Consider the following 26,066-nt stretch of genomic DNA (forward strand, 5'->3'; position numbering starts at 1 on the left):
TACGGCGCGTCCGGCGAGACCGCTTAGCATCATCCAGTGACCGCGACCGAACCCCGACGCCTGCCCGAGCGTCGCTCTCGTCTCAAGCGCTGGATGCTCGAGGGCACCGACCGTGGTGCTTCGCACCAGGGCCCGCACCAGGTCGAGGTCGAGAAGACGCACTCGTGGTGGCGTGTCATGTGCCTCACCGGCGTCGACTACTTCTCGACGCTGGGGTACCAGCCGGCGATCGCCGCGCTCGCCGCCGGGCTCCTGTCGCCGATCGCGACCATCGTCCTGGTCCTCGTGACACTGTTCGGCGCCCTGCCCGTGTACCGCCGCGTCGCCCAGGACAGCTTCAAGGGTGCCGGGTCGATCATGATGCTCGAGAAGCTCCTGCCGTGGTGGGCCGGCAAGCTCTTCGTCCTGGTGCTCCTCGGCTTCGCCGTCACGGACTTCATGATCACCATGACGCTCTCGGCGGCGGACGCGACGGCGCACATCGCGGAGAACCCCTTCACGCCGCAGTGGTTCACCGAGATCCCGGTGCCGCTCACCCTCGCGCTGCTGCTGCTCCTCGGTGTCGTCTTCCTGCGGGGCTTCAAGGAGGCGATCGGGATCGCGGTCGCCCTGGTCGCCGTCTACCTCACGCTGAACGCCGTCGTGGTCGTCGTGGCGCTCTGGCACGTGTTCGAGCACCCGACGGTGGCGAGCGACTGGTGGAGCGGCCTCACCACCCAGCACAGCAACCCGCTCGTGATGATCGGCATCGCGCTCGTCGTGTTCCCGAAGCTCGCGCTCGGCCTGTCCGGTTTCGAGACCGGCGTCGCCGTCATGCCGCAGGTCCGCGGTGACGCCGCCGACGCCGGTTCCGCCCGGCCGGAGGGCCGCATCCGCGGCACGAAGCGCCTGCTGACCGTGGCGGCGATCATCATGAGCACGTTCCTCATCACGTCCTCGATCGTCACGACGTTCCTCATCCCCCAGCGCGAGTTCCAGGCCGGCGGCCAGGCGAACGGACGCGCACTCGCGTACCTCGCGCACGAGTACCTCGGCGGCGTGTTCGGGTCGGTGTACGACTTCTCGACGGTCGCGATCCTGTGGTTCGCGGGCGCGAGCGCGATGGCCGGACTCCTCAACCTCGTCCCGCGCTTCCTGCCCCGCTACGGGATGGCTCCCCAGTGGGCGCGGGCGACCCGGCCGCTCGTCGTCATCTTCACGCTCATCGCCTTCGCGATCACGATCCTCTTCCAGGCCAACGTCGACGCGCAGGGCGGCGCCTACGCCACCGGTGTCCTCGTGCTCATCACCAGCGCAGCGGTCGCGGTGACGCTCTCGGCCCGGCGCAAGGGGCAGAAGAAGCGCACGATCGGCTTCGGCGTCATCACCGTGGTGTTCGTCTACACGACGGTCGCGAACGTCATCGAGCGTCCGGACGGCGTCCGGATCGCGGCGGTGTTCATCATCGCGATCGTGGTCGTGTCGCTCGTCTCACGGGTCCGGCGGTCGTTCGAGCTCCGCGCGTCGTCGATCGAGCTCGACGCCGTCGCCCGGCAGTTCGTCGAGGCCGACGCCGACCAGTTCAGCTCGGTCTGCATCATCGCCAACGAGCCCGGGGCGGGCACGGCCGAGGCCTACCGGTCGAAGGGGCGTGAGGAACGACGCGACTCGGGCATCCCCGCGCGCGTGCCGACGATGTTCCTCGAGGTCCTGCCCGCCGACTCGTCCGACTTCGAGGAGGACCTCGTCGTCGAGGGCCACGTCGTGCACGGACACCGGGTCCTCCGGGTGCGGTCCGGCAACGTCCCGAACACCATCGCATCGACGCTCCTGGCGATCCGCGACCTCGCCGGGGTCGTCCCGAGCATCTACTTCGAGTGGAACGAGGGCAGCCCGATCCAGAACGCGCTGCGCTTCGTCTTCACCGGGGTCGGCGACGTCGCCCCCGTCACGCGCGAGGTCCTGCGCGAGGCCGAGCCCGACGTGCACCGGCGGCCGAGCGTCCACGTGTCCTGACGTCGCGCCGGCCGCTGCGTCGTCGGCGCGACCCCGGACCGGACGGGAGGCGCGTGGGGGGGGCCGCCCCGCGCCTCCCGTCCGGTCGTCAGGAGTCGCCGGTGATCTGGTTCCGTACCTTGCGGCGGAGGACCTTCCCGATCATCGACCGTGGCAGGTCGTCGACCACGACGATCCGGCGCGGCACCTTGTACGGGGTGAGGTGTTCGCGGGACCACGTCCGCAGCGCGTCCGCGTCGAACGTTGCAGGGTCTTTCGGGACCACGGCGGCCACGACCTGCTCGTTGCCGGCCTGCGTGATGCCGACGACGGCGACCTCGCGGACGCTCGGGTGGCGCATCAGCGTGTCCTCGACCTCGGAGGGGGAGACGTTGAAGCCGCCCGTGATGATGAGCTCCTTGAGGCGGTCGACGATCCGGACGTACCCGTCCGCGTCGATCGCGACGATGTCACCCGTGCGGAACCAGCCGTCTGCGGTGAAGACCTCGTCGGTGGCCTCGGCCTTGCCCCAGTAGCCCCGGAACACCTGCGGGCCGCGGACCTGCAGTTCGCCGGGCTCGTCGGTCCCGAGGACCGTCGTGGCGTCGTCCGGGTCGGCGACGCGGGCCTCGGTCGAGGACAGCGGAAGCCCGATCGAGCCGAGACGACGCTCCGGTGACACCGGGTTCGCCATCAGGACGGGGGAGCACTCGGACAGGCCGTAGCCCTCGACGAGGTAGCCGCCCGTCCGTGCCTCCCATGGTTCGACGACGTCCTGGGAGAGCGGCATCGCGCCGGAGATGCCGATCTCGATGCCCTCGAGCGACACCTTCGCGGAGTCGGCGGCGTGCTGCAGGCGCGCGTAGATCGGCGGGACCGCCGGCAGGAACGTCGGCGGGTGCTTCCGCATCGCCTTGAGCACGAGGGCCGGGTCGAACGCCGGGAAGAGGACGAGGCGTGAGGCCATGCTCATCGCGAAGGTCAGGCAGAGCGTCAGGCCGTACGCGTGGAACATCGGGAGGACCGCGTAGACGACGTTGTCGCCCTGCCGGATCTGCGGCACCCAGGCGCGGGCCTGCGCGGCGTTCGCGAGGAGGTTCCCGTGGCTCAGCACCGCGCCCTTCGGCGTCCCGGTGGTCCCGGAGGTGTACTGGATGAGGGCGACGTCGTCGGTGGCCGGACGCGGGTGCCGCTTCGCGAGCTTGCGGTTCCCCACGAGGTCGTCCCACGGCGTCGTGCCACGGACTTTCGCGGTGAGCTTCGCGCGGCTCTCGCGGGCCTTCGCCACCGGCAGCGACAGCGCCAGCCGGGTGCTGCGCGGCATCGCACGGGTGAGGTCCACCGAGACGATCGTGTCGAGCGCGACGTCGGCGGGGAAGTCCTGCACCGTGGCGACCGACTTGTCCCACACGATCGCGACCTTCGCGCCGTGGTCCTCGAACTGGTGCCGGAGCTCGCGCGGGGTGTACAGCGGGTTGTGCTCGACCACGATCGCTCCGAGCCGGAGCACCGCGTAGAAGGCGACGACGTGCTGGGGGCAGTTCGGCAGGACGATCGCCACCCGGTCCCCGGCGGTCACCCCGGCCTTGCGGAGACCGTTGGCGGCACGGAGCACCTGGTCCTCGAGCTCGGCGTACGTCGTCGTGCGGCCGAAGAACTCGAGGGCGACGCGTTTCGGGAACCGCCTGGCGGACTGCTCGACCAGGTCGACCAGGGAGCCCGTCGGCTCGTCGATGTCGTGCGGGACCCCCGGGGCGTACGAGGCAAGCCAGGGACGAGGCGTGTCGATGCTCACGTCGTCCAACCTAGCGGGCGGGTCCGTGGCGCCGTCCCGGGACATTGTCAGGGGTCGGACGGAGCATGGTGGCATGGCCTCGCTCTCGAACGCCTTCCGGTCCCGACTCGACGACACCTTCACCGGCGGCTCTCCCGGCCGTCCCGAGTGGATCGACGCCCTCGAGCAGGGCAGCGACGCGGGGTTCTTCGGCCCGGGGTCCGCGACGTGGAGCGTGCACGGCGGCCGGCAGACCGTCCTCGCCGGGGTGCGCGCCCTGCTCGTCCAGGCGCTCCACCCGGGAGCACTGGCGGGTGTGGCCGACCACTCCCGGTACCGTGAGGACCCCTTCGGTCGGCTCGCCGGCACCATCCGGTGGATCTACACCGTCTCGCACGGCGACCGTGCCGCGGCCGAGCACGCCAGCGCCTGGGTCGTCCGACTGCACGAGAAGGTCCGCGGCGAGTACGTCGACGGGCACGGGGTGACCAGGCCGTACGCGGCGAACGACCCCGACCTCGCCCGGTGGGTGCACCTCGCCTTCACGGACGCCTTCCTGCGGAGTGCGCAGACCTGGGGCGAACCCATCCCCGGCGGCGCGGACGCGTACGTGCGCGAGTGGGCGACGGCCGGCCACCTCATGGGGGTCGACGACGCACCGGAGTCCGAGGCCGAGCTGCGTGCGCAGATGGACGGCTACCTCGAGCGTGGGGAGCTCGTCGCGACGGCGCGGACCCACGAGGTCGTCCGGTTCATCAAGGACCCGCCCCTGGCGCGGCTGCTCCGGCCGGGCTACCGGGCACTGTTCGCGGGGGCGGTGTCGACGCTCGACCCGCGGCACCGTGCGATGCTCGACCTCCGCGTCCCCGCGGTCGGGCCGATCACGTTCCCGTCGCGGCGCGCAGCGGGACTCGTCATCGACGGCATGACGGGGGTCCTGGGTGGCCGCCCGGACACCGAGACGGCGGCGCGCCGGCGGATCGCGCGGCTGGCCGCCGAGGGATCCGGCTCCGAGGCGCCTGGTTCCGAAGCGTCCGGCTCCGAGATGTCCGAGCCTTCCGAGTCCTCCGAGTCCGAGGCGAGCTCGCCGGCATCCTGACGAGCGCGGGCGCGCGGTCCTGCCGTCCGAGCGCGTGCGCGCGGTCCTGCCCGGGCGACGGCGGTCCATCGCGACGAGGAACCGGCCTGGAGGCGCGGGACGGGCCCGCCCCGCGCCTCCAGGCCGGCGGGTGCGTCAGAAGCCGGACGGCACCCGCGGCGTGTACGCCTGCTCGAGTCGCGCGACCTCGTCGGCGCTGAGCTCGATGGACGCCGCGGCGACCGCGTCGTCGATGTGGTGCTCCTTCGTCGCGCCGACGATCGGTGCGCTGACCACCGACTTGCCGGCGACCCACGCCAGGGCGATCTGGGCCATGGGGACGCCCCGCTCGTCGGCGACCTGCGCCACCGCGTCGACGATGGCGCGGTTGGCGTCCTCGTCCTGGCGGTAGAGCGTCTTGCCGAACTCGTCGGTGTCCGCGCGTGAGCCGGAGCCCTGTGCGTCCCAGGGGCGGGTGAGGCGCCCGCGTGCGAGCGGGCTCCACGGGATGACGCCGACGCCGGTGTGGGCGCAGAACGGGTGCATCTCGCGTTCTTCCTCGCGTTCGAGGAGGTTGTACTGGTCCTGCATGGAGACGAACTTCGTCCACCCGTGCCGTTCGGCCACGTGCTGCATCTCGGCGAACTGCCACGCCCACATGCTGCTCGCGCCGATGTACCGCGCCTTGCCGGCCTTCACGACGTCGTGCAGTGCCTCCATCGTCTCCTCGACCGGCGTGTGCGGGTCGAAGCGGTGGATCTGGTAGAGGTCGACGTAGTCGGTGCCGAGCCGGGTCAGGGACGCGTCGATCTCGTGCATGATCGCGGCGCGGGAGAGCCCTGCGCCGTTGCGGCCCGGGCGCATCCGGTTGAAGACCTTCGTGAAGACCTGGACGTCCTCGCGCGGTGCGATCTCCTTGAGGAGCTGTCCGGTGATCTCCTCGCTGCTGCCGGCCGAGTAGACGTTCGCGGTGTCGAACGTGGTGATGCCGGCCTCGAACGCGCGTCGGACGAACGGACGGGCTTCGTCGATGCCGACGCTCCACTCGTGGGAGCCCTTCGCGGGGTCGCCGTACGACATCATGCCGAGGACGACGGTGCTGATCTCGAGGCCCGTGGCGCCGAGTCGTGTGGTGTCGGTGGTCATGCGTTCACCCTGGCATCGCGCCCTGTGACCGCGAGGAGGCGGACCTGGAGCGGAGCGTCGTCGGGTACCTGCACGGGGGCGGCGTAGAGGCCGGTCGCGGCGAGGTCCTCGATCTTCGGCTCGAACTGGTGCCAGACGGCCTCGACGAGTTCGGTCGGGAGCGTCTCGTCCGAGCCGGTCGCGCGGGCGAGGTCCCAGGTGTGGATGGTGATGTCGCTCGTCTGCTCGGCGAGGTACTCGTGCGCGGGCACGACGTCGGTGCTGAGGTGCACGTGGACGTCGGCGGGAGCATTCCGCCAGGCTTCGGTCGCCCGGGTGGCGTGCTTGGTCCACTCGGCAGTCAGGTCCTCGCCGATCTCCCCGAGGTCCGCCTGGGCCTGCTCGTACTCGCACCCGCTGAGGAGCAGGGGGATCCAGCGCTGCTCGTCCACGACGTGCGTCACGAGGTCGCGGGTGGTCCACTCGGAGTCGGGGGTGGGGGCGTCCCAGTCCGTGACGGCGGCGACGCGGCGGCCGAACTCGGCGGCTGCGAGGGCCTGCAGTGCGATCCAGTCGGTGGCCATGAGGGTGCTCCTGTCGGTGGTGCGGTCCGTGCGGCGGGTCCCGTCACCGATCCGGAACCGGTCCGGCACCGAGGGGATTCCCGCGCTCACACGCTACTGCGCCGGATCGCCTCGCGGGACGGCGGTCGGCCCGTCTGTGGAGAAGACACTCGACACGACGACGCCCCGGCTCCGTGGGGGAGGAGCCGGGGCGTCGAGGCGGGTGCTGCAGTGCTGCTGTTCGGTGCCCTCAGGTCACGCTGGTCGAGCGGACCTCAGGCTGTGGCGACCGGCTGGGCCGGTGCTGCGACCGGCTGGGCCGGTGCTGCGACCGGCGACGCCGGTGCTGCCGTGGGGTGCGGTGCTGCCGTGGCTCGCGGTGCTCAGGCCGCCTGGAGGACGAACTGCACGTCGAGGTTGATGGTCACGTCGTTGCCGAGCGTGAAGCCACCGGCCTCGAGCGCCGCGTTCCAGTTCACGCCGAACTCGGTGCGGTCGATCTTCGTGGTCGCCTCGGCGCCGAGCTTGACCTGGCCGTAGCCGTCGGTGGTGACGCCACCGAACTCGGTCTTCAGGGTGACGTTCTTGGTGACGCCGCGGAGCGAGAGCTCGCCGTCGATGAGCATGTCGTCGCCGTCCTCGCGGATGCCGGTCGAACGGAAGGTCATCTGCGGGTGCTCCTCGGCGAGGAAGAAGTCGCCGGTCGCGAGGTGCTGGTCGCGCTGCTGCTGCTTGGTGTTGACGCTGGCGACGTCGATCGAGGCCTCGAGGGTCGAGTCGAGCGGGTTCTCCGCGGTGACGAGCGTGGCGTCGAAGCGCTCGAACGAGCCCTTCACCTTGCTGATCGCGAGGTGGCGGACCGAGAAGGTGACCTCGGAGTGGGTCGGGTCGATCTTCCAGGTGCCGGTCTGGTAGCCGGGGATGGCGGAGGCGGTGAGCGTCATGGTGATTCCTTCGAACGGTGTCTGCGGTCCCGAGCAGTCGCACGTACTCCATGCAACTGCATCGACTTGAACTGTACGCCATTCTGCACCCGTTTGGTTGAAGCGTCAACCAATTGTGCAAGAACAGTCCGGAGAGCGGCTCACGGGTACCGACACTGCCCCTCTGGGGACCGCCGGAGCCGATAGCGTCGGACCCATGGAATTCAGGTACCTGGGCAACTCCGGACTCAAGATCTCCGAGATCACCTACGGCAACTGGCTGACGCACGGCTCGCAGGTCGAGAACGACGTCGCCTCCCAGTGCGTGCGGGCAGCGCTGGACGCCGGCATCACCACGTTCGACACCGCGGACACCTACGCGAACACCGCCGCCGAGACCGTCCTCGGCGAGGCGCTGAAGGGCGAGCGTCGGCAGTCCCTCGAGATCTTCACGAAGGTCTACTGGCCGACCGGGCCGAAGGGCCACAACGACACCGGCCTCAGCCGCAAGCACATCCTCGAGTCGATCGACGGGTCGCTCGAGCGTCTCCAGACCGACTACGTCGACCTCTACCAGGCACACCGCTACGACTACGAGACGCCGCTCGAGGAGACGATGCAGGCGTTCGCCGACGTCGTCCGCCAGGGCAAGGCGCTCTACATCGGCGTCAGCGAGTGGAACGCCGAGCAGATCCGTGCCGGTGCGGCGCTCGCGAAGGAGCTCGGCTTCCAGCTCATCTCGAACCAGCCGCAGTACTCGATGCTGTGGCGGGTCATCGAGGGCGAGGTCGTCCCGGCGTCGAAGCAGCTCGGCCTGTCGCAGATCGTCTGGTCGCCGATCGCCCAGGGTGTCCTGACCGGCAAGTACAAGCCGGGTCAGCCGCTGCCCGAGGGGTCGCGCGCGACGGACGAGAAGGGCGGCGCCGACATGATCAAGCGGTTCATGCGCGACGAGGTCCTCGAGGCCGTGCAGCGCCTGCAGCCCGTCGCCGACGAGGCCGGCCTGACGCTCGCACAGCTCGCGATCGCGTGGACGCTGCAGAACGAGAACGTCGCCTCGGCGATCGTCGGTGCCTCGCGCCCGGAGCAGGTCACCGACAACGTCAAGGCCTCGGGTGTCACGCTCGACGCCGACGCGCTCGCCGCGATCGACGCGGCCCTGGGAGACATCCCGGAGCGCGACGTCACGAAGACGGTGTCGCCCGCCACGCGGGTCGCCTGACCCACCGAGGGTCGGACGGGAGGCACGGTGCGGGTTCCGCACCGTGCCTCCCGTCGTTCCGGCAGGTGCGGTCTGCGCCGTGCTCTCGTCGATCCGGCAGGTGCGGTCTCCGCGCCGCCCGGTGCGTACCGCGCTCACAGCCGACACCGAGGCGACGGCCAGGCGAGGCTGTCCACGTTCGAAGCAGCGGTGCGGGACCTTCGCACCAGGGCGCCGATACGGTGGGCTCTGCGAGCAAGGAGCACCATGAACGAGTCCCTGGTCATCATCCCGACGTACGACGAGGCGGAGAACATCCGTCCGATCGTGGCGCGCACCCTCGCGGCCACGGACGACGGGGTGCACGTGCTGGTCGTGGACGACAACTCGCCCGACGGCACCGGTGACATCGCCGAGCAGCTCGCGTCCGAGACCGACCGGGTGCACGTGCTGCACCGCACCGTGAAGGACGGCCTGGGCGGGGCGTACCTGGCCGGGTTCGCGTGGGGGCTCGAGCACGGGTACGACCGGCTCGTGGAGATGGACGCCGACGGCTCCCACCACCCCGAGTACCTGCCGTGGATGCTCGAGCTCGCCGACAGCAACGACCTCGTCCTGGGGTCCCGGTGGGTCAAGGGCGGGCAGGTCGAGAACTGGCCGTGGTACCGGGAGGCGCTCTCCCGCGGCGGGAACCTGTACACCCGTCTCGCGCTCGGGATCGCGGTGCGGGACGCCACGGGCGGGTTCCGGGTGTTCACCCGGACCGCGTTGGAGCGGATCGACCTGGACGGGATCGCGTCGAAGGGGTACTGCTTCCAGGTCGACCTGTGCTGGCGTGCGCTGGAGGCGGGGTTGCACGTGGTGGAGACGCCGATCACGTTCACGGAGCGGGAGCACGGGGTGTCGAAGATGAGCGGCAACATCGTGCGGGAGTCGTTGACGTTGGTCACGAAGTGGGGCATCGCCCGCCGCCTGCGCGAGGCCCGGTCCCTGGTCCGCGACCACCACCGCCTGCCCTCCGTCCGCCGCAACGCCCACGTGGTCGAGGGTCGCGCGGCCTGACCACCCCTGCTGACCGTCCCTGGACACGCGACGGGCCCGACCTCTTCCGAGGTCGGGCCCGTGGCGTGTCCGGACTGTCCGGGCTGTCCGGCTGTCCGGGATCAGCGGACCACGACCACGCCCCGACCGGTGAAGCGGACACCGCCCCGCTCGACGGTGGCCTCGCCGAAGCGGTAGAGCTCCTCGCCCTGCGCCGTCGGCACGGGCACCTCGGCGACGTCGTCGGCGAAGTTCACCACGACGTGCACCGGCGCCGCGTCCGGACCGAGCAGCCCGCGCGACAGCACGAGCCACCGTCGGTCCTCGCTGAGGTGCACCTCGTTCGCCTCGTACCGGTGGTCGACGAACGCCTGCTCCGTGCGGCGGAGCGCGACGAGCACCCGGTAGGCCGTGAGGATCCGCGACTCCCGCTCGCCCTCGAGCGACGACCAGTCGAGCTTCGACCGCCGGAAGGTCTCGGGGTCCTGCGGGTCGGGCACGATCGACTCGTCCCAGCCGTGCTCCGCGAACTCCTTGATCCGACCCTCGGCGGTGACCTTGCCGAGCTCGGGCTCCGGGTGCGACGTGAAGAACTGCCACGGTGTCGCGGCCGCGAACTCCTCGCCCATGAAGAGCATCGGGGTGAACGGGCCGAGCAGCGTCAACGCGGCCGCGATGACGAGCGACTCGTCGTCGAGGGTGGCCGCCAGGCGGTCGCCGGCGGCGCGGTTGCCGATCTGGTCGTGGTTCTGGTTCGCGACGACGAGCGCGGTCGTGGGGGACGTCCCGCGGTCGATCGGCCGCCCGTGGCGCTTCTTCCGGAACGACGACCACGTGCCGTCGTGGAAGAAGCCGTGGTCGAGCACCTTCGCGAGCGCCGACAGCGGGGCGAAGTCGCCGTAGTAGCCGTTCGTCTCACCGGTCAGGGCCACGTGGACGGCGTGGTGGAAGTCGTCCGACCACTGCCCGGCGAGACCGTACCCGGCGGCTTCGCGCGGCCGGAACATGATCGGGTCGTTGAGGTCCGACTCGGCGATGAGCGACAGCGGCCGACCGACGAACGAGGAGTAGGCGTCCGTCTCCTCGGCCATGGCGGCGAGGACGTGCGGCCTCGTCGTGTCCCGGATCGCGTGCACGGCGTCGAGCCGGAGCCCGTCGACGTGGTGGTCGCGGAACCACATGCGGACGTTGTCGAGCACGTAGCGGCGGACCTCCGGGTGCTCGACGTTCACCGAGTCGCCCCAGGTGTTGCCGAGCCCCTGCAGCAGGTACGGCCCGTAGAGGGGCAGGTAGTTGCCGCTCGGCCCGAGGTGGTTGTAGACGACGTCCTGGATCACGCCGAGGCCGAGCGCGTGGGCCCGGTCGACGAAGCGGTCGTAGGCGTCCGGTCCTCCGTACGTGTGCTGCACCGCGTACCAGGCGACACCGTCGTACCCCCAGTTCCACTCGCCGTTGAACCCGTTGACCGGGAGGACCTCGACGAACGACACGCCGAGCTCGACGAGGTGCTCGAGCCGGTCGGCCGCGGCGTCGAGGGTGCCCTCCGGCGTGAAGGTGCCGACGTGCATCTCGTAGATGACGCCTCCGCGTGCGGGCCGACCGGTCCAGGCGTCGTCCGTCCACGCGAAGCGCTCCGGGTCGACGACCTCGGACGGACCGTGGACGCCCTCCGGCTGGAAGCGGCTGCGCGGGTCGGGGCGGACCGCGTCGTCGTCGTCGATGCGGAAGCCGTAGCGCGCTCCGACGTGGGGGAGCACCGCGTCGGTGGTCCACCAGTCGTCGGCGCCACGGGTCAGCGGGTACTCGACGTCGTCGACGACGAGCCGGACCCGGTCGGGGTCCGGCGCCCAGACGGCGTATCGGGCGGGGACGGTCATGCGTGGCCTTCCAGGATCTCGACCTCGGCCTGCGCCTCGGACTCGGCTTCGTCGGCGGTCGTGCCACCGGACGTGGTGGGGGAGCCGTTGCGGGTCGAGCCCGCGGTGTCGGCTCCGGCGGACTCGCGCTCGGTCGCGTCGGCGACGGAGGCCGGCACGAGGAGGGCGACGGGGTAGTCGGCGAGCACCTCGGCGAGGGGGATGCCCCGGGACGCCGGGACGCGCCGCCCGGTCAGGAGGTCCACCCGCTCGACCGGAGCCGCGTGCACGAGCGTGTCGCCCCAACCGCCGACCCGCTCGAGGCCGATCGGCAGGCGGGTCGCGATGGTCACGGCGCCGCCGCGGTCGAAGGCGACGACGTGGTCCGCCGCGATGCCGCTGGCCTCGAGCCCGAGGTACCGCGTGAAGAGCTCCGGGTGGTCGCGCCGCAGCCGCAGTGCCCGGCTGGTGACGAGGACCTTCGCCGCACCGTCGAGCCCGACGGCGGGGAGTCGTTCCGGGCCGGCTTCCTCGGGCCCGTCGAGGGTCGCGAGCACGTGTCGCAGCTCGGCGTGGTCGACCGGACGTCGGTTGTCGGGGTCGACGAGCGACCGGTCCCAGGCCTCGGTGCCCTGGTAGACGTCGGGGACACCCGGCGCCGTCAGCTGGACGAGCTTCGCGCCGAGGCCGTTCGACCAGCCGGCGGCGTCGATCCGCTCGTCGAGGGCGTCGAGGACCGCGACCACCGCCGGGTCGTCGAACGCCGCGTCGACCAGGGCGTGCATGCGCTGCTCGAAGTCCTCGTCCGGTTCCGTCCACGTGGTGCTGTCGCCCGCCTCGCGGGAGGCCTTCTCGGCGTAGGCGTGCAGACGCTCCCGGCTGGCCGGGCGGGCGCCGACGATCGCCTGCCACAGCAGGTCGGCGAGGACCGCGTCCTCGAGCGGGGCGAGCGACTGCAGGCGTTCGAGGGCCGAGGACCACTCGTCGGCGATCTCGGCGAGCACGGCGATGCGGGCCCGGGTGTCCTCGCTGCGCTTGGTGTCGTGCGTGGTGAGCGCGGTCATGGTGTGCGGCCAGCTGCCGAGCCGGTCGCGCTGTGCCTGGTGGAACGCCGTCACGGACAGCGAGAACACGCTCGGGTCGCCGCCGACCTCGGTCAGGCTCGTCAGCCGCGAGGTCCGGTAGAACGCGGTGTCCTCGACACCCTTCGCCATCACCATGCCCGACGTCTGCTGCAGCCGGAGTGCCGCCGCCGAACCCGGGTCGACCAGGCTCGGCGCGATCCGGTCGACGACGTCGGCGAGGTCGGGCCGGGACCCGGCCGCCCGCTCGAGTGCGTCGATGAGGTGGTGTGCACCCTCGGGCAGGTAGGTCCGGTACACCTCGAAGGACGCGATGACCTCGGCCAGGGCGTCCACCACGCGCTCCTCGGGGATCCCGTCGGTGGACGCGGTGAGGAGTCGGGCGAGCCGCCGGACCTCGCTGCCGAGGATGCCGTCCGCGATGCCGCGGCGGGTGTCGTGCGTCAGCTGCTGCCAGTCCGCCGGCTCCGCACCCGACGCCGCCGTCAGTGCCTCGGCACCTGCGGGATCGACGAAGACGCGGTCGAGCACGCCGAGCGCGTCGTAGCCCGTCGTGCCGTCGACCGGCCACGACGCCGGGAGCTCCTCGCCGGGCTCCAGGATCTTCTCGACGAGCGTGTAGGCGCCGCCGGTGAGCCGCGCGAGGTCGTCGAGGTAGCCCGCGGGATCGTACAGACCGTCCGGGTGGTCGATGCGGAGTCCGTCCACGAGGCCGTCGCGGAACCACCCGCCGATGACGCCGTGCGACGCCGAGAACACCTCGGGCTCCTCGACGCGGATCGCGGCGAGCGTGTTCACCGCGAAGAAGCGGCGGTAGTTCAGGTCGTGGTCGGCACGCTTCCAGTGCACGAACTCGTAGTGCTGCCGGGCGTGCACGTCGGCCACCGAGTCGCCGTCGTGGACCGTACCCGGTGCGGTCGGGTACGCGGTCTCGCCGACGTACAGCCGGTCGCCGCGGAGCTCCACCGCGTCGAGCAGTCGGTCGTCGAGCACCGGGATGCGGATGCGGCCGTCGGCGGCGTCCCAGTCGACGTCGAACGCCCACGCGACCGGCGATCCCTGCCCCTGTTCGAGGAGCGACCACCACCACGGGTTCGCCTCGGGGGTGGCGACACCGACGTGGTTCGGGACGACGTCGACGAGCACCCCGAGACCGGCGGCGTGCGCTGCCTCGGCCAGGGCGCGGAAGGCGTCGTCCCCGCCGCGGTCGACGTCGACGCTGGTGTGGTCGACCACGTCGTAGCCGTGCTGCGAGCCCGGCTCCGCCTGGAGCACCGGCGACAGGTAGAGCCAATCGGCGCCGAGGTCGTGCACGTAGTCGACGATGCCCTCCGCCGCGGTGAGGTCGAAGTCCGGCGTGATCTGCAGCCGGTAGGTCGAGGTGGGGACGCGTCGGGCGTTCATCGGGTTCCTCCGTCGGACGGCGCGGGTGCGCCGGCAGGGTTCGCCGGGGTCACGGCGTCCTGCGTGGCTGTGGTGGTCGGCTGCACGGCGGTCACGTCGACCGGGGTGGTGCGGACCTCGTGGTCGGGTTCTTCGCGGAGGACGATCATCGACCGAGCGGGGACGTCGAGCACCGAGCCGGCGTCGAGGACCTCCTCGCGGGCACCGGGGTCGGCGGTGTCGATGCGGACCGTCCAGCCCGGCGCGTACTCCTCGGGCGGCAGCGTGAACGAGACGACGCCGTCGTGCGCGTTGAAGTAGGTGATGAACGCGACGTCGCTCACCCGCTCCCCGCGGGCGTCGCGCCCGCGGATCCCGTCGCCGTTGAGGTACATGCCGACGCTCTTGCCGAAGCCGGAGTCCCAGTCCTCCGGGTCCATGGCCTCGCCGGAGGGAGTGAGCCACACGACGTCGGGGAGCGGTTCGCCCTCGCCACGACGGACCGGGCGCCCGTTGAAGTAGCGCGTACGGCGGAAGGTCGGGTGGTCGTGCCGGAGCTTCACCACGTCGGCGGTGAACTGCACGAGGTCGTCGTCGGCGTGCTCCCAGTCGATCCAGCTGATCGCCGAGTCCTGCGCGTACACGTTGTTGTTGCCGGACTGCGTGCGGCCGAGCTCGTCGCCGTGCGCGATCATCGGCACGCCCTGGCTGAGCAGGAGCGTCGCGAGGAAGTTGCGGCGCCGCTGGAGCCGCAGTGCGGTGATCTCCGGGTCGTCGGTCGGCCCCTCGACACCGGAGTTCCACGACCGGTTGTGGCTCTCGCCGTCGTTGTTGTCCTCGCCGTTCGCCTCGTTGTGCTTCTCGTTGTAGGCGACGAGGTCGTACAGCGTGAAGCCGTCGTGCGCGGTGATGAAGTTGATGCTCGCCTTGGGCGTGCGACCATCGTGCTCGTAGAGGTCCGCCGACCCGGAGATGCGGGACGCGAACTCGCCGAGCGTCGACGGCTCGCCGCGCCAGAAGTCGCGGACGGTGTCGCGGTACTTGCCGTTCCACTCCGACCACTGCGGCGGGAAGTTGCCGACCTGGTAGCCGCCGGGGCCGACGTCCCACGGTTCCGCGATGAGCTTCACCTGGGACACGATCGGGTCCTGCTGGACCAGTTCGAAGAACGCCGCGAGCCGGTCCACCTCGTAGAACTCGCGGGCCAGCGCGGCCGCGAGGTCGAAGCGGAACCCGTCGACGTGCATCTCGGTCACCCAGTACCGCAGCGAGTCCATGATGAGCTGCAGCGAGTGCGGGTGGCCGACGTTGAGGGAGTTGCCCGTGCCGGTGGTGTCCATGTAGTACCGCTTGTCGTCCTCGACCAGGCGGTAGTACGCCGCGTTGTCGATCCCGCGGAAGGACAGCGTCGGACCGAGGTGGTTGCCCTCGGCGGTGTGGTTGTAGACGACGTCGAGGACGACCTCGATCCCGGCGCGGTGCAGTTCTCGGACCATCGCCTTGAACTCCTGCACCTGCTGACCGCGGTCACCCGAGGCCGAGTAGTGCGAGTGCGGCGCGAAGAACCCGATCGTGTTGTAGCCCCAGTAGTTCGACAAACCCTTCTCCTGCAGGGTCGAGTCGTTCACGAACTGGTGCACCGGCATGAGTTCGAGCGTCGTCACGCCGAGCCGCTTCAGGTGTTCGATGACGGCCGGGTGCGCGACGCCGGCGTAGGTCCCGCGCTGCTCCTCCGGGACGTCCGGGTGGGTCTGGGTGAGGCCCTTGACGTGCGCCTCGTAGATCACCGTCTCGCCGTAGGGGACGCGCGGTGCGCGGTCGCCCTGCCAGTCGAAGAACGGGTTGATCACCACGCCCTTCATCATGTGCGGCGCGGAGTCCTGGTCGTCGGTGGAGTCCGGGTCGCCGAACGTGTACGAGAACAGCGCCTGGTCCCAGTCGATGTCGCCGCTCGTCGCCTTGGCGTACGGGTCGAGCAGGAGCTTCTTCGGGTTCGACCGCTGGCCGTTCGCCGGGTCGTACGGCCCGTGCACGCGGAAGCCGTACTCCTGCCCCGGGCCGACGTTCGGCAGGTAGGCGTGCCACACGTAGGCGTCCACCTCGACGAGGTCGACGCACTCCTCGTTGCCGTCGTCGTCGAACAGGCAGAGTTCGACGCGTTCCGCGGTCTCGCTGAACAGCGCGAAGTTCGTGCCACTGCCGTCGTATGTCGCGCCGAGCGGGTACGGGTTGCCGGGCCAGGTGTGCAAACGGTCCTCCAGGTGTGGGTGGCGCCAACATATCGGCGTGGCCTGCCCACGTCCGCAGACAAGCACCAGCCGTGCACGACCGAGTCGGATCGCCGACCTGTGGAGGAACCGCCGAGTAGCCTCGCGCGCATGGCCAACATCGTGAGTCAGATCGCAGACAAGGTGCGTCCCGTCGGGGTCAGCACGAACTACGGGGAGCCCGTCGAGGTCGGCGACCAGACGCTCATCCCGGTCTCCATCGCCTGGTTCGGCTTCGGCGGCGGCGGGGACGACGAGAACGGCGGCGGCGGCGGTGGCGGCGGCACGTCGATCCCGGTCGGCGCCTACGTGCGGCGTCCCGGCAAGGACCTCGAGTTCGAGCCGAACCTCGTCTCCCTGCTCGCGGTGAGCATCCCCGTGATCTGGGTGACCGGCACGGTCCTCCGCAAGCTGGTGCGCGTCCTCAAGAAGTAGCGGACGACTGCCGGGAGGCGCGTGGCGGCCCCGCCACGCGCCTCCCGGCCGTCCGCGCGCACCGCGCGCGGGTGACCCGCCGCGGGCAGTACACTGCTGGCACACACACGGGAGTCCGATCACCGGGCTGAGAGGGAGCGAACGGCGCTCCGACCGTCGAACCTGATCCGGATCATGCCGGCGCAGGGAGGAGTCACCACCATGCCTTCGCGCACCCAGTCAACCGTCCCCTCCGGCACGTCGACGCTGCCGACCCCCAGGCGCTCCCTGCGTTGGCGGGTCGTCGACATCGTCGTCGCGAGCGTCCTCGCCGTCGCGCTCGGCGTCGTCTTCAAGCTCTGGGACCTCGGCTACGAACCGATCAGCGTCGCACTCGGGCTCGTGCTCCCCGGCGCGCAGTCGCTCATCGGCGGCGTCTGGCTGCTCGCCGGACCGGTCGTGGCGATCGTCGTCCGGAAGCCCGGCGCCGCGCTCTACGGCGAGATCGTCGCCGCGTCCGTCGAGGCGCTCCTCGGCACCCAGTGGGGGTGGGGCACCCTCGAGGCAGGCCTCGTGCAGGGGCTCGGCGCCGAGGTCGTCCTCGCGCTCTTCCTCTACCGCGTGTACCGGCTGCCGGTCGTCGCGCTCGCCGGTGCGGCCGCCGGTCTCGCGCTCGGCATCAACGACTCGATCCTCTGGTACCCCGGCTACGCCACGGCGTTCAAGGTGGTCTACATCGTCTGCGCCGTCGTCTCCGGTGCGCTGATCGCTGGCGTCGGCTCCTGGTTCCTCGTCCGGGCGCTCGCCCGGACCGGCGTGCTGTCGTCGTTCGCCGCCGGACGCGAGCACAGCCGGCGCGCCCGCGCGTGACCGGCGCCGCCCGCATCGCGTTCGCAGGCTGGGGCTGGCGGTACCCGGAACGATCCGAGTGGGCCGTCCGTGGCGTCGACCTCGTCGTCGAGCCCGGCGAACGGGTCGCGGTCGTCGGGCCGTCCGGCGCCGGCAAGTCGACGCTGCTCCGAGCCGTCGCCGCCGTGCTGCCCGACGAACCCGACGCGACCGACGACACCGCCGCCGAGGTCGAGGGCACCCTGCTCGTCGACGGCGCCGACCCCCGCGACGCCCGCGGCCGGGTCGGCCTCGTCATGCAGGACCCCGAGGCGCACACGGTGATGTCGCGCATCGGCGACGACGTGGCCTTCGGCTGCGAGAACACCGGCGTCCCGCGCGACGAGACCTGGGAGCGGGTGCGATCAGCGCTCGAGGTCGTCGGCCTCGACCTCCCGCTCGACCGGTCGACGGCCGAGCTCTCCGGCGGCCAGCGACAGCGGCTGGCCCTCGCCGGCGTGCTCGCGATGCGCCCCGGAGCACTCGTGCTCGACGAGCCCTGCGCCAACCTCGACCCGGCCGGCGTCGAGCAGGTCCACGACGCCGTCCGTGCCCTGCTCGAGGCGACCGGTGCCACGCTGCTCGTCGTCGAGCACCGCATCGGTACGTGGCTCGACCTCGTGGACCGGCTCGTGCTGCTCGAACCCGGGGGCGGGGTCGTCGCGGACGGTGCCCCCGCCGCGGTGCTCGCCGAGCACGGCGATGCCCTGACGGCGGCCGGCGTCTGGGTCCCCGGCGCCGAGCCCGCGCGGGGGAGCGCCCGGACCGGCCGCGACTCGCCCGACGACAGCGTGCGGCTCGACCCCGTGCTGCCCGACTCCGTGCTGCTCGAGGCCGTCGGGCTCGGCACCGCCCGTGGCCGCGGACGCAGTGGTCGCCGTGTCGGCACCGGCATCGACCTCGCCGTCCGGGGCGGGAGCGTCACCGCCGTGACCGGTCCGAACGGCGTCGGGAAGTCCACGCTCGGCCTCACCCTCGCCGGCCTGCTCCGGCCCGCCGACGGGGTCCTCCGCGCCACACCGGCACTCGCCGGGCAGGCGGGACCGAGCCCACACGCCTGGACGAGCCGCGCCCTCGCCGCCCGGGTCGGCACGGTCTTCCAGGACCCCGAGCACCAGTTCGTCGCCCGCACGGTCCGCGACGAGCTCGCCGCCGGGCCCCGCGCGCTCGGACAGGACGACGTCGACGGGCGGGTCGGGGAACTGCTCGACGCGTTCCGGCTCGCACCACTCGCGGACGCCGACCCGTTCACGCTGTCCGGCGGGGAACAGCGACGTCTCGCGATCGCCACCGTGGTCGCGGCCCGCCCGCCGGTCGTCGTGCTCGACGAGCCCACGTCCGGTCAGGACCGCGCGACATGGGAGTCGGTCGTGCGGCACCTCGGCGCGCTCGCCGACGCCGGGACCGCGATCGTCGCGATCACCCACGACCGTGACCTCGTCCGGGCGCTCGACGCCGACGAGGTCGTGCTCACCGCGACGGGCGCGGCCCCGGCGCCCATCGGGGGTGCGCGGTGACCGCCCCGGCGGCCGCGGACGCGCGGCGGACGCCACCCGCGCCTCCCGGCCGTCACCTGCCGCCGGCCGCCCGCCGCGGCCTCCGCGGTGTGCAGCCCGTCGCCGCGCTCCTCGGCGTGCTCGCCCTCGGGGTGTGCCTCGTGCTGAGCCTCGACGTCGTGTCCGCGGCCGTCGCCCTCGGCCTCGAGGTCGCGCTGCTGCCGGTGCTGCGCATCCCGGTGCGCACGGTGCTGCTGCGGACCGCCCCGGTGCTCGTCGCCGTCCCCGTCACGACGCTGAGCATCGCACTGTACGGGCGGCCGTCCGGCCGCGAGTGGTTCGACCTCGGCTTCGCGCACGTCACCGACGGCTCCCTGGTGCTCGCGGTCGCCACCGGGCTGCGTGTGCTCGCGATCGGGCTGCCCGGCATCGTGCTCTTCGTCCGGGCGGACCCGACCGACCTCGCGGACGGCCTCGCCCAGGTGCTGCGGCTGCCGGCCCGGTTCGTGCTCGGCGCGCTCGCGGCGGTGCGGATGATGACGCTCCTCGGCGACGACTGGCGGCAGCTCGCGATGGCGCGGCGGGCGCGCGGGCTCGCCGACACGGGTCGGATCCGTCGTGGCGCGTCGATGGCGTTCTCCCTGCTCGTGCTCGCGCTCCGGCGTGCGACGACGCTGGCGGTGGCGATGGAGTCGCGGGGGTTCGGGGCGCCCGGTCGCCGCACCTGGGCGCGTCCGGCCCGCTTCGCCGGCCCCGAGTGGGCGATGGTCGGGGTGCTCGCCGGCATCGGCGTGGTCGCCATCGCGGTGTCGGTCGCCGCGGGGACGTGGCGTGTCTGAGGGCGACGGCCGGGAGGCGCGGGGTGCGTCCGCAGCGCCGGCTCCGATCGCGGGTGTGGATGCGGGTGGGGGTCCTGTGGCGGCACTCGCTGCTCGTGCCCGGGCCGTGGCTCGGCCGGAGGCGCGGCTCGTGGTGCTGGTCGACGGGCGGTCCGGCACCGGGAAGACGACGCTCGGCGGTGCCCTCGCCGAGCAGCTCGGCGCGCAGCTCGTCCACCTCGACGACCTCTACCCGGGGTGGGACGGACTCCGGGACGCGGCGGACGCCGTCGTGCGGGACGTCCTGGGAGCGCCGTCCGGCTACCGGCGCTGGGACTGGGAGGCCTCGGAGCCCGCGGGGTGGGTGTCGCTGCACCCGGACCTGCCGATCGTGGTCGAGGGGTGCGGAGCGCTCTCCCGGGCGTCGGCGCCGATGGCGACCCTGCGCGTCTGGCTCGAGGCGGACGACGACGAGCGGCGACGCCGGGCGATCGGGCGCGACGGCGCGGTGTTCGAGCAGGAGTGGGAGCGGTGGGCGGCGCAGGAGATCGCGTTCATCGCCGCCGAGGACCCGGCCGCGCTGGCGGACGTGACCGTCCGGACCTGAGCAGTTCGGGGCGGTCAGGCCCAGCCGAGTGCGTGCAGCCGCTCGTCGTCGATGCCGTAGTAGTGGCCGATCTCGTGCACGAGGGTCGTGTGCACCTCGTCGCGGAGCTCCTCCACGGTGTCGCACTCCGCGAGGTGCGCCGTCCGGAACACGATGATGCGGTCCGGGAGCTCGCCGAAGCCGTACTGTCCCCGCTCGGTCGCGGCGACCCCATCGTAGACGCCGAACAGGTCAGAGCCGTCTTCGGGGGCGTCCTCGACGACGAAGGCCACGTTGTCGAGGCCGTCGAGCATGTCGTCCGGCAGGCGGTCGAGCTCGTCGGTCACGAGCTGCTCGAAGTCGTCGGGGGACATCTCCATCACGGGGTCGATCGTCCCACACCGGGGTCGGGCGGTGGCCGCGGGTGGCGCGTGGCTGGTCGTTCGGGGCGTGGGTGGTGCTCCCGGGCGGAGGAGGTCGTCCCTGTGGATGAGGTCGCTCGTTCCGACCTGGTACGCCCGATTCGTCATCCCCTTGCAAGCGCGATGGGAACGATCGTCCGCGCGACCCGCCCGGCGACGGCGTCCGCTGCCGGATGCTCTCGGCCGTCGGCCCGGTGGTCTTCGACGCGCGCGCCGCACTTGGAGTCGAGCTCGTCGTGTCGTGGAGGCCTTCGGTCTCGGCGCTCTTCTGCTGCGCGGCACCGGACGAAGCCGCATCATCGACGACCCCGGCCTGCTCGAGGAGCGCGAGGAGAGCCGGAGCGGACTCGCGGGCGGCGTCGGGCGTGACGTGGACCGGATCGAACCGGACCAGGGTGTCGCCGATGATGATCGGGCACGCCCCCGCACACCAGAGCCGAGTCGTGTCGAGGACCGTGGCCGTGCTGCCGACCGCTGCCCGGAGCGAATCGGCCTGCGATCGGGCGAGGTCGGCCGTGACCCGGCAGTCCGACGGCCCGCGGGTCCCGGCGAAGCAGCGCTCGGGGTCGAAGCCGGGCGAGACCGGAGGCACGACGATGATCGTGCCGACGAGGTCCTTCACGGACTCCAGCATCTCCGCGACGGCCTGCTCGTAATCAGCTTGGGGGAGATCGGCCATGTCCGGATCGGTCTTGTCCCAGAACCGGTTGGTCACGACGAGCAGATCGGGTTCGGTCCGCCGGATCAGGTCCACGACCTTCGGGTTGTGACCGTCGCACTGGACGGATGCTGATGGGAGTTCGACGGCGGCGAACGGGCATCCGATCCGGGTGGTGTTGCGGACCCTGAAGCGGCTGCCGTCCTCAGCGAGTGTCCGCCAGGCTGGCGCCGCGTAGGCCCCGGTCGAGTCGCCGACGAGGACCACCGAGTCGCCGTCCGGGGCGCCCCACGTGCAGGTGCCGTCGCGCGTGGAGTCGGTGTCCGGCCGAGAGCAGCTGAGGGTGTCCTCCCAGGCAGGGTCGGTGGTGAGGGACTCCGCGTACCGCGGTGTGGAGACGGCTTCGACGGACGGGGTGAGTCGGTCGGGCCAGCGCCGCGCTACCAGGGCGGTCTGGATCGCTCGCGTCCGCTCCGACAGGACCGTCGGCTCGTCGCCGTCGCCGTCGCCGGCGCCGTCGGTGTCGCCATCCGCTGTCGCGCCACTCGTGAGCGCTGACACCGAGCCGGGCGTCGGAGCGGTTCGGTCCGCCGCGACAGCCGTGAGCACGATCGCGACGACGACGACCCCGGCGAGCGTCGCGAACCGTTCGTGCCGGAGCTCGGCCGCGCCGGGGGGACCTGGGCGGGGCTGACGGAATCGACGCTCGATGAGCACGTAGGAGACCGCCGACAGCGCGACGGACAGCGCCACGGTCGCGACCGCCGGCACAGGTGCGACCAGCGGCAGGAACACGATGAGTGGCCAGTGCCACAGGTACAGGGAGTAGCTGATCGTGCCGAGACCGACGAGTGGGGCGCTGCTCAGCAACCGACCGGTGACGGTCGAGCGACTCGTGCCGGAGAGCAGGAGCAGTCCGACGCCGACCGTCGGGGCGAGGGAGAGTGGCGCGGGGACGCCGTCGGAACTCCGCCCGAGGACGAGTGACGCGAGGAGCAGCAGCAGACCGACACCGGATGCGGTCTGGGCTGCCCACACCGGCGTCCTGATCGGGCGGACCGTCAGGACCGCGATCACCGCCCCCAGCCCGAGCTCCCATGCCCGAGTCGTCGTCGAGAAGTACGCGGGCGAGGGGTCCGTCGCGGACGCGACGACGGCCCAACCGAGGGACACCACCGATCCGAGCCCGAGGACGACCCCCGTGCGCCGCAGGCGGCCGAGTCCAGGAGCCGCTCCGAGCAGGAGCACGAGCGCGACGGGCAGCACGACGTAGAACTGTTCCTCGACTCCGAGCGACCAGTAGTGCTGCAGGGGCGACGGCGCGTCGCCCCGGGCGAAGTAGTCCGTTCCAGCAGCGGCGAAGCGCCAGTTCGCCAGACCGACCGCTGCCCACCCGGCGTCCGTGACCGCGATGAGCGCCCGGGGAGCCGGGAGGAGCGTGATCGACGCCAGGACGGACACCGCGAGCACCAGGAGCGCGGACGGCGTGAGTCGCCGGAGGCGCCGGACGGCGAACCGTCGGAGCTCGATCGTGCCCTGCACCCGACGCTCCCGCAGCAGCGACGCCGTCACCACGAAGCCGGAGACGACGAAGAACGCGTCCACGCCGAGGAATCCGCCGCTCGGCCAGCCGAACGCGTGGTCGAGGACCACCGCCGCCACGGCGAGACCACGGAGGCCCTGGATGTCTCGTCGGTGATGTCCTGCTCGCAACACCCGGCGAGCATACGGCTCGCCTGGATACGAACGTCAATACTCCACATGTCGGATGCATCGACCGCGGTCGGACCGAGCGCGGAGCACCGGCCACTCGTCGGGGTGACGACGCCCGCCACGGACCTGACCGGAGGAGCGGCGAAGCGCAACGGCGGAGCAGCCCGGACGTGCGAAGAGCCCCGGTCACGCGACCGGGGCTCTTCCACGTGGGGTGAGTAACGGGTCTCGAACCCGCGACCTCCTAGACCACAACCAGGCGCTCTACCAACTGAGCTATACCCACCACGTCCACACCGGCTGACCAGCGCGACCACTCAATAGTAGTACATGCGCGGCCCCGGTCCGACCACGCGTGTCGTCACTCGGCGGGCTGGGCGAGCCGGGGTTCCCACTTCGCCACGACCTCGGCCTGGACGGCACGGACGTCCTCGGTCGAGGGCCCCGGTTCGGCGACGAACCCGGCGCGGCGGTAGTACTCGAGTTCGCGGATCGACTCGAGGATGTCGGCGAGGGCGCGGTGGCCGCCGTGCTTCTCCGGCGCGTTGAAGTACACGCGCGGGAACCAGCGCCGGCAGAGCTCCTTGATGCTCGACACGTCGACGCTGCGGTAGTGGAGGTGGTTGTCGACCCGCGGCATGTACTTCGCGAGGAAGGCGCGGTCCGTGCCGATCGTGTTGCCGGCCAGGGGAGCGGACCCCTCGCTCGGGACGTGGGCGAGGATGTACTCGAGCACCTGGTACTCGGCGTCCGCCAGGCTCACGCCGTGCGGGATCTCCTCGAGCAGGCCCGAGGTCGTGTGCATGTTCGTCACGAACTCGTTCATGTTGTCGAGCGCGGACTGGTCCGGCTTGATGACGATGTCGAACCCGGGGTGCACGGGGACGAGGTCGAAGTCGGTGATCACCACGGCCACCTCGACGAGTTCGTCGACCGCGAGGTCGAGCCCGGTCATCTCGCAGTCGATCCAGACGAGGCGGTCGTTCGCAGTGGCCATGTCCCCGATCCTATTCCCGCGCACGGACGGCCCCGCCACACGGGGTGGCGGGGCCGTCGCAGTTGTCGCGCCGGAGGTCGGGGCGGTGTGTCAGACCATCTCGCCGGCGGTGACGGCCTCGGCCTCGACCGGTGCCGACTCGGGTCCGTCGTCGACCCGGGCCAGTACCCGGGTCGTGAGGACCACGACCACGAAGGCGACCGCGACGGAGGCTCCGGCGAAGACGTACGCGGCGGAAGGTGCGAACTCGTCGGCCAGCAGCGTCGCGACGGGCGGGGCGATCGCGCCGCCGATGAAGCGCACGGCGGAGTAGGCGCTCGACGCCACGGAACGGGGGAGGTCGGTCGCCTCCATCACGCACTCGGTGAGCACCGTGTTCAGGACGCCGAGCACGAGCCCGCCGACGATGACGCAGATGATGAGCCCGACCTGCGACGACACGACCACGGCCGCGGCGAACAGGTCGAGCGCGAGCAGGGGGAGTGCGATCTTGAGCACGGTGGTGCGTCGGAGCCGTGCGGTGAGCATCGGTGCGACCCAGACCGAGGTGATCGCGAGGCCGACGCCCCACCCGAAGAAGGTGAAGCCGATGCCGAGTGCGCCGAACCCGAGCGGGAAGGGCGTGTACGCCAGCAGGACGAAGAAGCCGATGTTGTAGAACAGCGCGGTGACGGCGAGGGCGGCCAGAGCGGGTCGACCGAGCGCGCGGAACGGAGCGGAGAGCTTCGTCGGGGTGGGCTTCTCGAGCCCGGAGGTCTTCAGCAGCGTCACGATCGCGATGAACGCGATGGCCATGAGGGTGGTGACGCCGAAGAAGGGTCCTCGCCAGCTCACGTTCCCGAGCAGTCCGCCGACGAGCGGGCCGATCGCGATGCCGAGCCCGAGCGCCGCCTCGTAGAGGATGATCGCGGACGCGGTGCCGCCCGAGGCCGCTCCGACGATGGTCGCGAGTGCGGTGGAGATGAAGAGCGCGTTGCCGAGGCCCCAGCCGGCGCGGAAGTCGATGATGCTCCACACGCTGTTCGAGGTCGCGGCGAGGACGGAGAAGAGCACGATGAGCGCGAGGCCGATGAGCAGCGTGTTCTTCGGTCCGATGCGGCTCGACACCCAGCTGGTGAAGAACATCGCGACGCCGGTCACCGCCAGGTAGCTCGTGAAGAGCAGCTCCGTCTGCGCGGCGGTCGCCTTGAGGGACGACGCGATCGCGGGGAGGATCGGGTCGACGAGGCCGATGCCCATGAAGGCGACGACGCAGGCGAAGGCGATGGCCCAGACCGCGGAGGACTGCTTGAGGATGCTGCCGGAGGCGGCGGGGGCGTGGGGGTTCACGCGGTGATCTCCGTTCGTGTGGTGGTGGCGCTGCGGGCGGCGATGATGGCGGCGGCTTCGTGGAGTGCGTCCCACTCGTCGTCGGTGAGGTCGGCGAAGAGCGGGCCGACGGTGCGGGTGAGCGTGGCGCGCCAGGCGACGAGGCGGTCGCGGCCGGCGTCGGTGATGGTGATCAGCTGCCCGCGGGAGTCGTCGGGGTCGACCGTCCGCGACACGAGGCCGTCGTCGAGCATGCTGGCGACGAGTCTCGTCATCGTGGGCTGGGCGACCCGGGACGCGGTGGCGAGCTCGCCGAGGCGGAGCGGCTGGTCGGTCTCGAGGATGCCGAGCGTCCGCCACACCGCGGGCGAGGTCGTGTTGCCGGTCTCGCGGACCGCGGCGCGGATCAGGCGGTTGACGGAGACCAGGAGCGTCTCGACCGTCTGCTCACGGGATGTTTCCATAGCAGAACTATATAGCACTGCTATGGATCAGTCAA

21 protein-coding genes, 1 tRNA gene and 1 riboswitch are annotated in these 26,066 nt (G+C 71.6%); of the genes, 9 read left to right on the forward strand and 13 right to left on the reverse strand.

The window, feature by feature from the left end; genetic code table 11:
• The first annotated feature begins 93 nt into the window (after positions 1 to 93).
• Positions 94 to 1,995, forward strand: a complete 1,902-nt coding sequence (locus MON03_RS04580; RefSeq protein ID WP_242091415.1) for an APC family permease — start codon at positions 94 to 96, stop codon at positions 1,993 to 1,995.
• An 88-nt stretch (positions 1,996 to 2,083) separates the two neighbouring features.
• Here the strand turns inward: MON03_RS04580 and MON03_RS04585 are convergent, their stop codons facing one another.
• Positions 2,084 to 3,769 carry a long-chain-fatty-acid--CoA ligase gene (locus tag MON03_RS04585; RefSeq protein ID WP_502798687.1) on the reverse strand — a complete coding sequence of 562 codons (1,686 nt, stop codon included), beginning with the start codon at positions 3,767 to 3,769 and terminating at the stop codon, positions 2,084 to 2,086.
• 73 nt (positions 3,770 to 3,842) lie between these two features.
• Between MON03_RS04585 and MON03_RS04590 the strand changes: the two genes are divergently transcribed.
• Positions 3,843 to 4,847: an oxygenase MpaB family protein gene (locus MON03_RS04590; RefSeq protein WP_242090778.1), complete on the forward strand. Its 1,005-nt coding sequence runs from the start codon at positions 3,843 to 3,845 to the stop codon at positions 4,845 to 4,847.
• Between the two features lie 135 nt (positions 4,848 to 4,982).
• On the opposite strand, the gene MON03_RS04595 is transcribed toward MON03_RS04590, so the two are convergent.
• The 3 genes from MON03_RS04595 to MON03_RS04605 all read right to left on the reverse strand — a co-directional run bounded on the left by MON03_RS04595 (position 4,983) and on the right by MON03_RS04605 (position 7,458).
• Positions 4,983 to 5,972, reverse strand: a complete 990-nt coding sequence (locus MON03_RS04595) for an aldo/keto reductase (protein WP_242090779.1) — start codon at positions 5,970 to 5,972, stop codon at positions 4,983 to 4,985.
• On the reverse strand, positions 5,969 to 6,535 hold the full coding sequence (locus MON03_RS04600; RefSeq protein WP_031273453.1) for a TIGR03086 family metal-binding protein: 567 nt from the start codon (positions 6,533 to 6,535) through the stop codon (positions 5,969 to 5,971). Before MON03_RS04600 ends, MON03_RS04595 begins: the two co-directional genes overlap by 4 nt.
• 362 nt (positions 6,536 to 6,897) lie before the next feature.
• Positions 6,898 to 7,458 carry a YceI family protein gene (locus MON03_RS04605; protein WP_175328595.1) on the reverse strand — a complete coding sequence of 187 codons (561 nt, stop codon included), beginning with the start codon at positions 7,456 to 7,458 and terminating at the stop codon, positions 6,898 to 6,900.
• Between the two features lie 196 nt (positions 7,459 to 7,654).
• Between MON03_RS04605 and MON03_RS04610 the strand changes: the two genes are divergently transcribed.
• The gene (locus MON03_RS04610) at positions 7,655 to 8,659 is read left to right on the forward strand and encodes an aldo/keto reductase family protein (RefSeq protein WP_175328596.1); all 1,005 of its coding nucleotides are present in this window, start codon (positions 7,655 to 7,657) and stop codon (positions 8,657 to 8,659) included.
• 246 nt (positions 8,660 to 8,905) lie between these two features.
• Positions 8,906 to 9,700, forward strand: coding sequence for a polyprenol monophosphomannose synthase (locus MON03_RS04615; RefSeq protein ID WP_204620483.1), 795 nt, complete (start codon positions 8,906 to 8,908; stop codon positions 9,698 to 9,700).
• Between the two features lie 101 nt (positions 9,701 to 9,801).
• On the opposite strand, the gene treZ is transcribed toward MON03_RS04615, so the two are convergent.
• The 3 genes from treZ to glgX are packed head-to-tail and all read right to left on the reverse strand — an operon-like array spanning position 9,802 to position 16,249.
• Positions 9,802 to 11,556, reverse strand: a complete 1,755-nt coding sequence (gene treZ / locus MON03_RS04620; RefSeq protein WP_242090781.1) for a malto-oligosyltrehalose trehalohydrolase — start codon at positions 11,554 to 11,556, stop codon at positions 9,802 to 9,804.
• Positions 11,553 to 14,021, reverse strand: a complete 2,469-nt coding sequence (gene treY / locus MON03_RS04625; RefSeq protein ID WP_242090784.1) for a malto-oligosyltrehalose synthase — start codon at positions 14,019 to 14,021, stop codon at positions 11,553 to 11,555. The genes treZ and treY overlap by 4 nt, the downstream gene beginning before the upstream one ends.
• Positions 14,018 to 16,249, reverse strand: a complete 2,232-nt coding sequence (gene glgX, locus MON03_RS04630) for a glycogen debranching protein GlgX (RefSeq protein WP_242090786.1) — start codon at positions 16,247 to 16,249, stop codon at positions 14,018 to 14,020. The genes treY and glgX overlap by 4 nt, the downstream gene beginning before the upstream one ends.
• 129 nt (positions 16,250 to 16,378) lie before the next feature.
• On the opposite strand from glgX, the gene MON03_RS04635 reads away from it, so the two are divergent.
• The 5 genes from MON03_RS04635 to MON03_RS04655 all read left to right on the forward strand — a co-directional run bounded on the left by MON03_RS04635 (position 16,379) and on the right by MON03_RS04655 (position 20,490).
• Positions 16,379 to 16,702, forward strand: a complete 324-nt coding sequence (locus MON03_RS04635) for a hypothetical protein (RefSeq protein WP_022902415.1) — start codon at positions 16,379 to 16,381, stop codon at positions 16,700 to 16,702.
• Positions 16,703 to 16,799: 97 nt separating this feature from the next.
• A riboswitch (TPP riboswitch) is annotated at positions 16,800 to 16,909 on the forward strand.
• Entirely contained in the window at positions 16,904 to 17,551 is a 648-nt protein-coding gene (locus MON03_RS04640; protein WP_242090788.1) for an ECF transporter S component, read from the forward strand. It overlaps the preceding riboswitch by 6 nt.
• Positions 17,548 to 19,086, forward strand: a complete 1,539-nt coding sequence (locus tag MON03_RS04645) for an ABC transporter ATP-binding protein (protein WP_242090790.1) — start codon at positions 17,548 to 17,550, stop codon at positions 19,084 to 19,086. Before MON03_RS04640 ends, MON03_RS04645 begins: the two co-directional genes overlap by 4 nt.
• Positions 19,083 to 19,904 carry an energy-coupling factor transporter transmembrane component T family protein gene (locus tag MON03_RS04650; protein ID WP_242090792.1) on the forward strand — a complete coding sequence of 274 codons (822 nt, stop codon included), beginning with the start codon at positions 19,083 to 19,085 and terminating at the stop codon, positions 19,902 to 19,904. Before MON03_RS04645 ends, MON03_RS04650 begins: the two co-directional genes overlap by 4 nt.
• A gap of 106 nt (positions 19,905 to 20,010) precedes the next feature.
• Positions 20,011 to 20,490 (forward strand): nucleoside/nucleotide kinase family protein, encoded by a 480-nt coding sequence (locus MON03_RS04655; protein WP_175327474.1) that lies wholly within the window; start codon positions 20,011 to 20,013, stop codon positions 20,488 to 20,490.
• 14 nt (positions 20,491 to 20,504) lie between these two features.
• Here MON03_RS04655 and MON03_RS04660 read toward each other — a convergent pair whose 3' ends face one another.
• The 6 genes from MON03_RS04660 to MON03_RS04685 form a co-directional block, all read right to left on the reverse strand.
• The gene (locus MON03_RS04660) at positions 20,505 to 20,783 is read right to left on the reverse strand and encodes a metallopeptidase family protein (RefSeq protein ID WP_242091416.1); all 279 of its coding nucleotides are present in this window, start codon (positions 20,781 to 20,783) and stop codon (positions 20,505 to 20,507) included.
• On the reverse strand, positions 20,722 to 23,265 hold the full coding sequence (locus MON03_RS04665; RefSeq protein WP_242090793.1) for an acyltransferase family protein: 2,544 nt from the start codon (positions 23,263 to 23,265) through the stop codon (positions 20,722 to 20,724). The genes MON03_RS04660 and MON03_RS04665 overlap by 62 nt, the downstream gene beginning before the upstream one ends.
• 207 nt (positions 23,266 to 23,472) lie before the next feature.
• A tRNA-His gene (locus tag MON03_RS04670) sits at positions 23,473 to 23,548 on the reverse strand.
• Between the two features lie 75 nt (positions 23,549 to 23,623).
• Positions 23,624 to 24,259 (reverse strand): oligoribonuclease, encoded by a 636-nt coding sequence (gene orn / locus MON03_RS04675; protein ID WP_242090796.1) that lies wholly within the window; start codon positions 24,257 to 24,259, stop codon positions 23,624 to 23,626.
• 90 nt (positions 24,260 to 24,349) lie between these two features.
• A complete protein-coding gene (locus MON03_RS04680) occupies positions 24,350 to 25,588 on the reverse strand; it encodes an MFS transporter (protein ID WP_242090798.1) in 1,239 nt (412 codons plus the stop codon).
• Positions 25,585 to 26,031 carry a MarR family winged helix-turn-helix transcriptional regulator gene (locus MON03_RS04685; RefSeq protein WP_022903704.1) on the reverse strand — a complete coding sequence of 149 codons (447 nt, stop codon included), beginning with the start codon at positions 26,029 to 26,031 and terminating at the stop codon, positions 25,585 to 25,587. The genes MON03_RS04680 and MON03_RS04685 overlap by 4 nt, the downstream gene beginning before the upstream one ends.
• Positions 26,032 to 26,066: the final 35 nt, after the last annotated feature.

The sequence above is a fragment of the Curtobacterium sp. DN_7.5 genome, from assembly GCF_022655355.1.
Taxonomy (GTDB): Bacteria; Actinomycetota; Actinomycetes; order Actinomycetales; family Microbacteriaceae; genus Curtobacterium; species Curtobacterium luteum.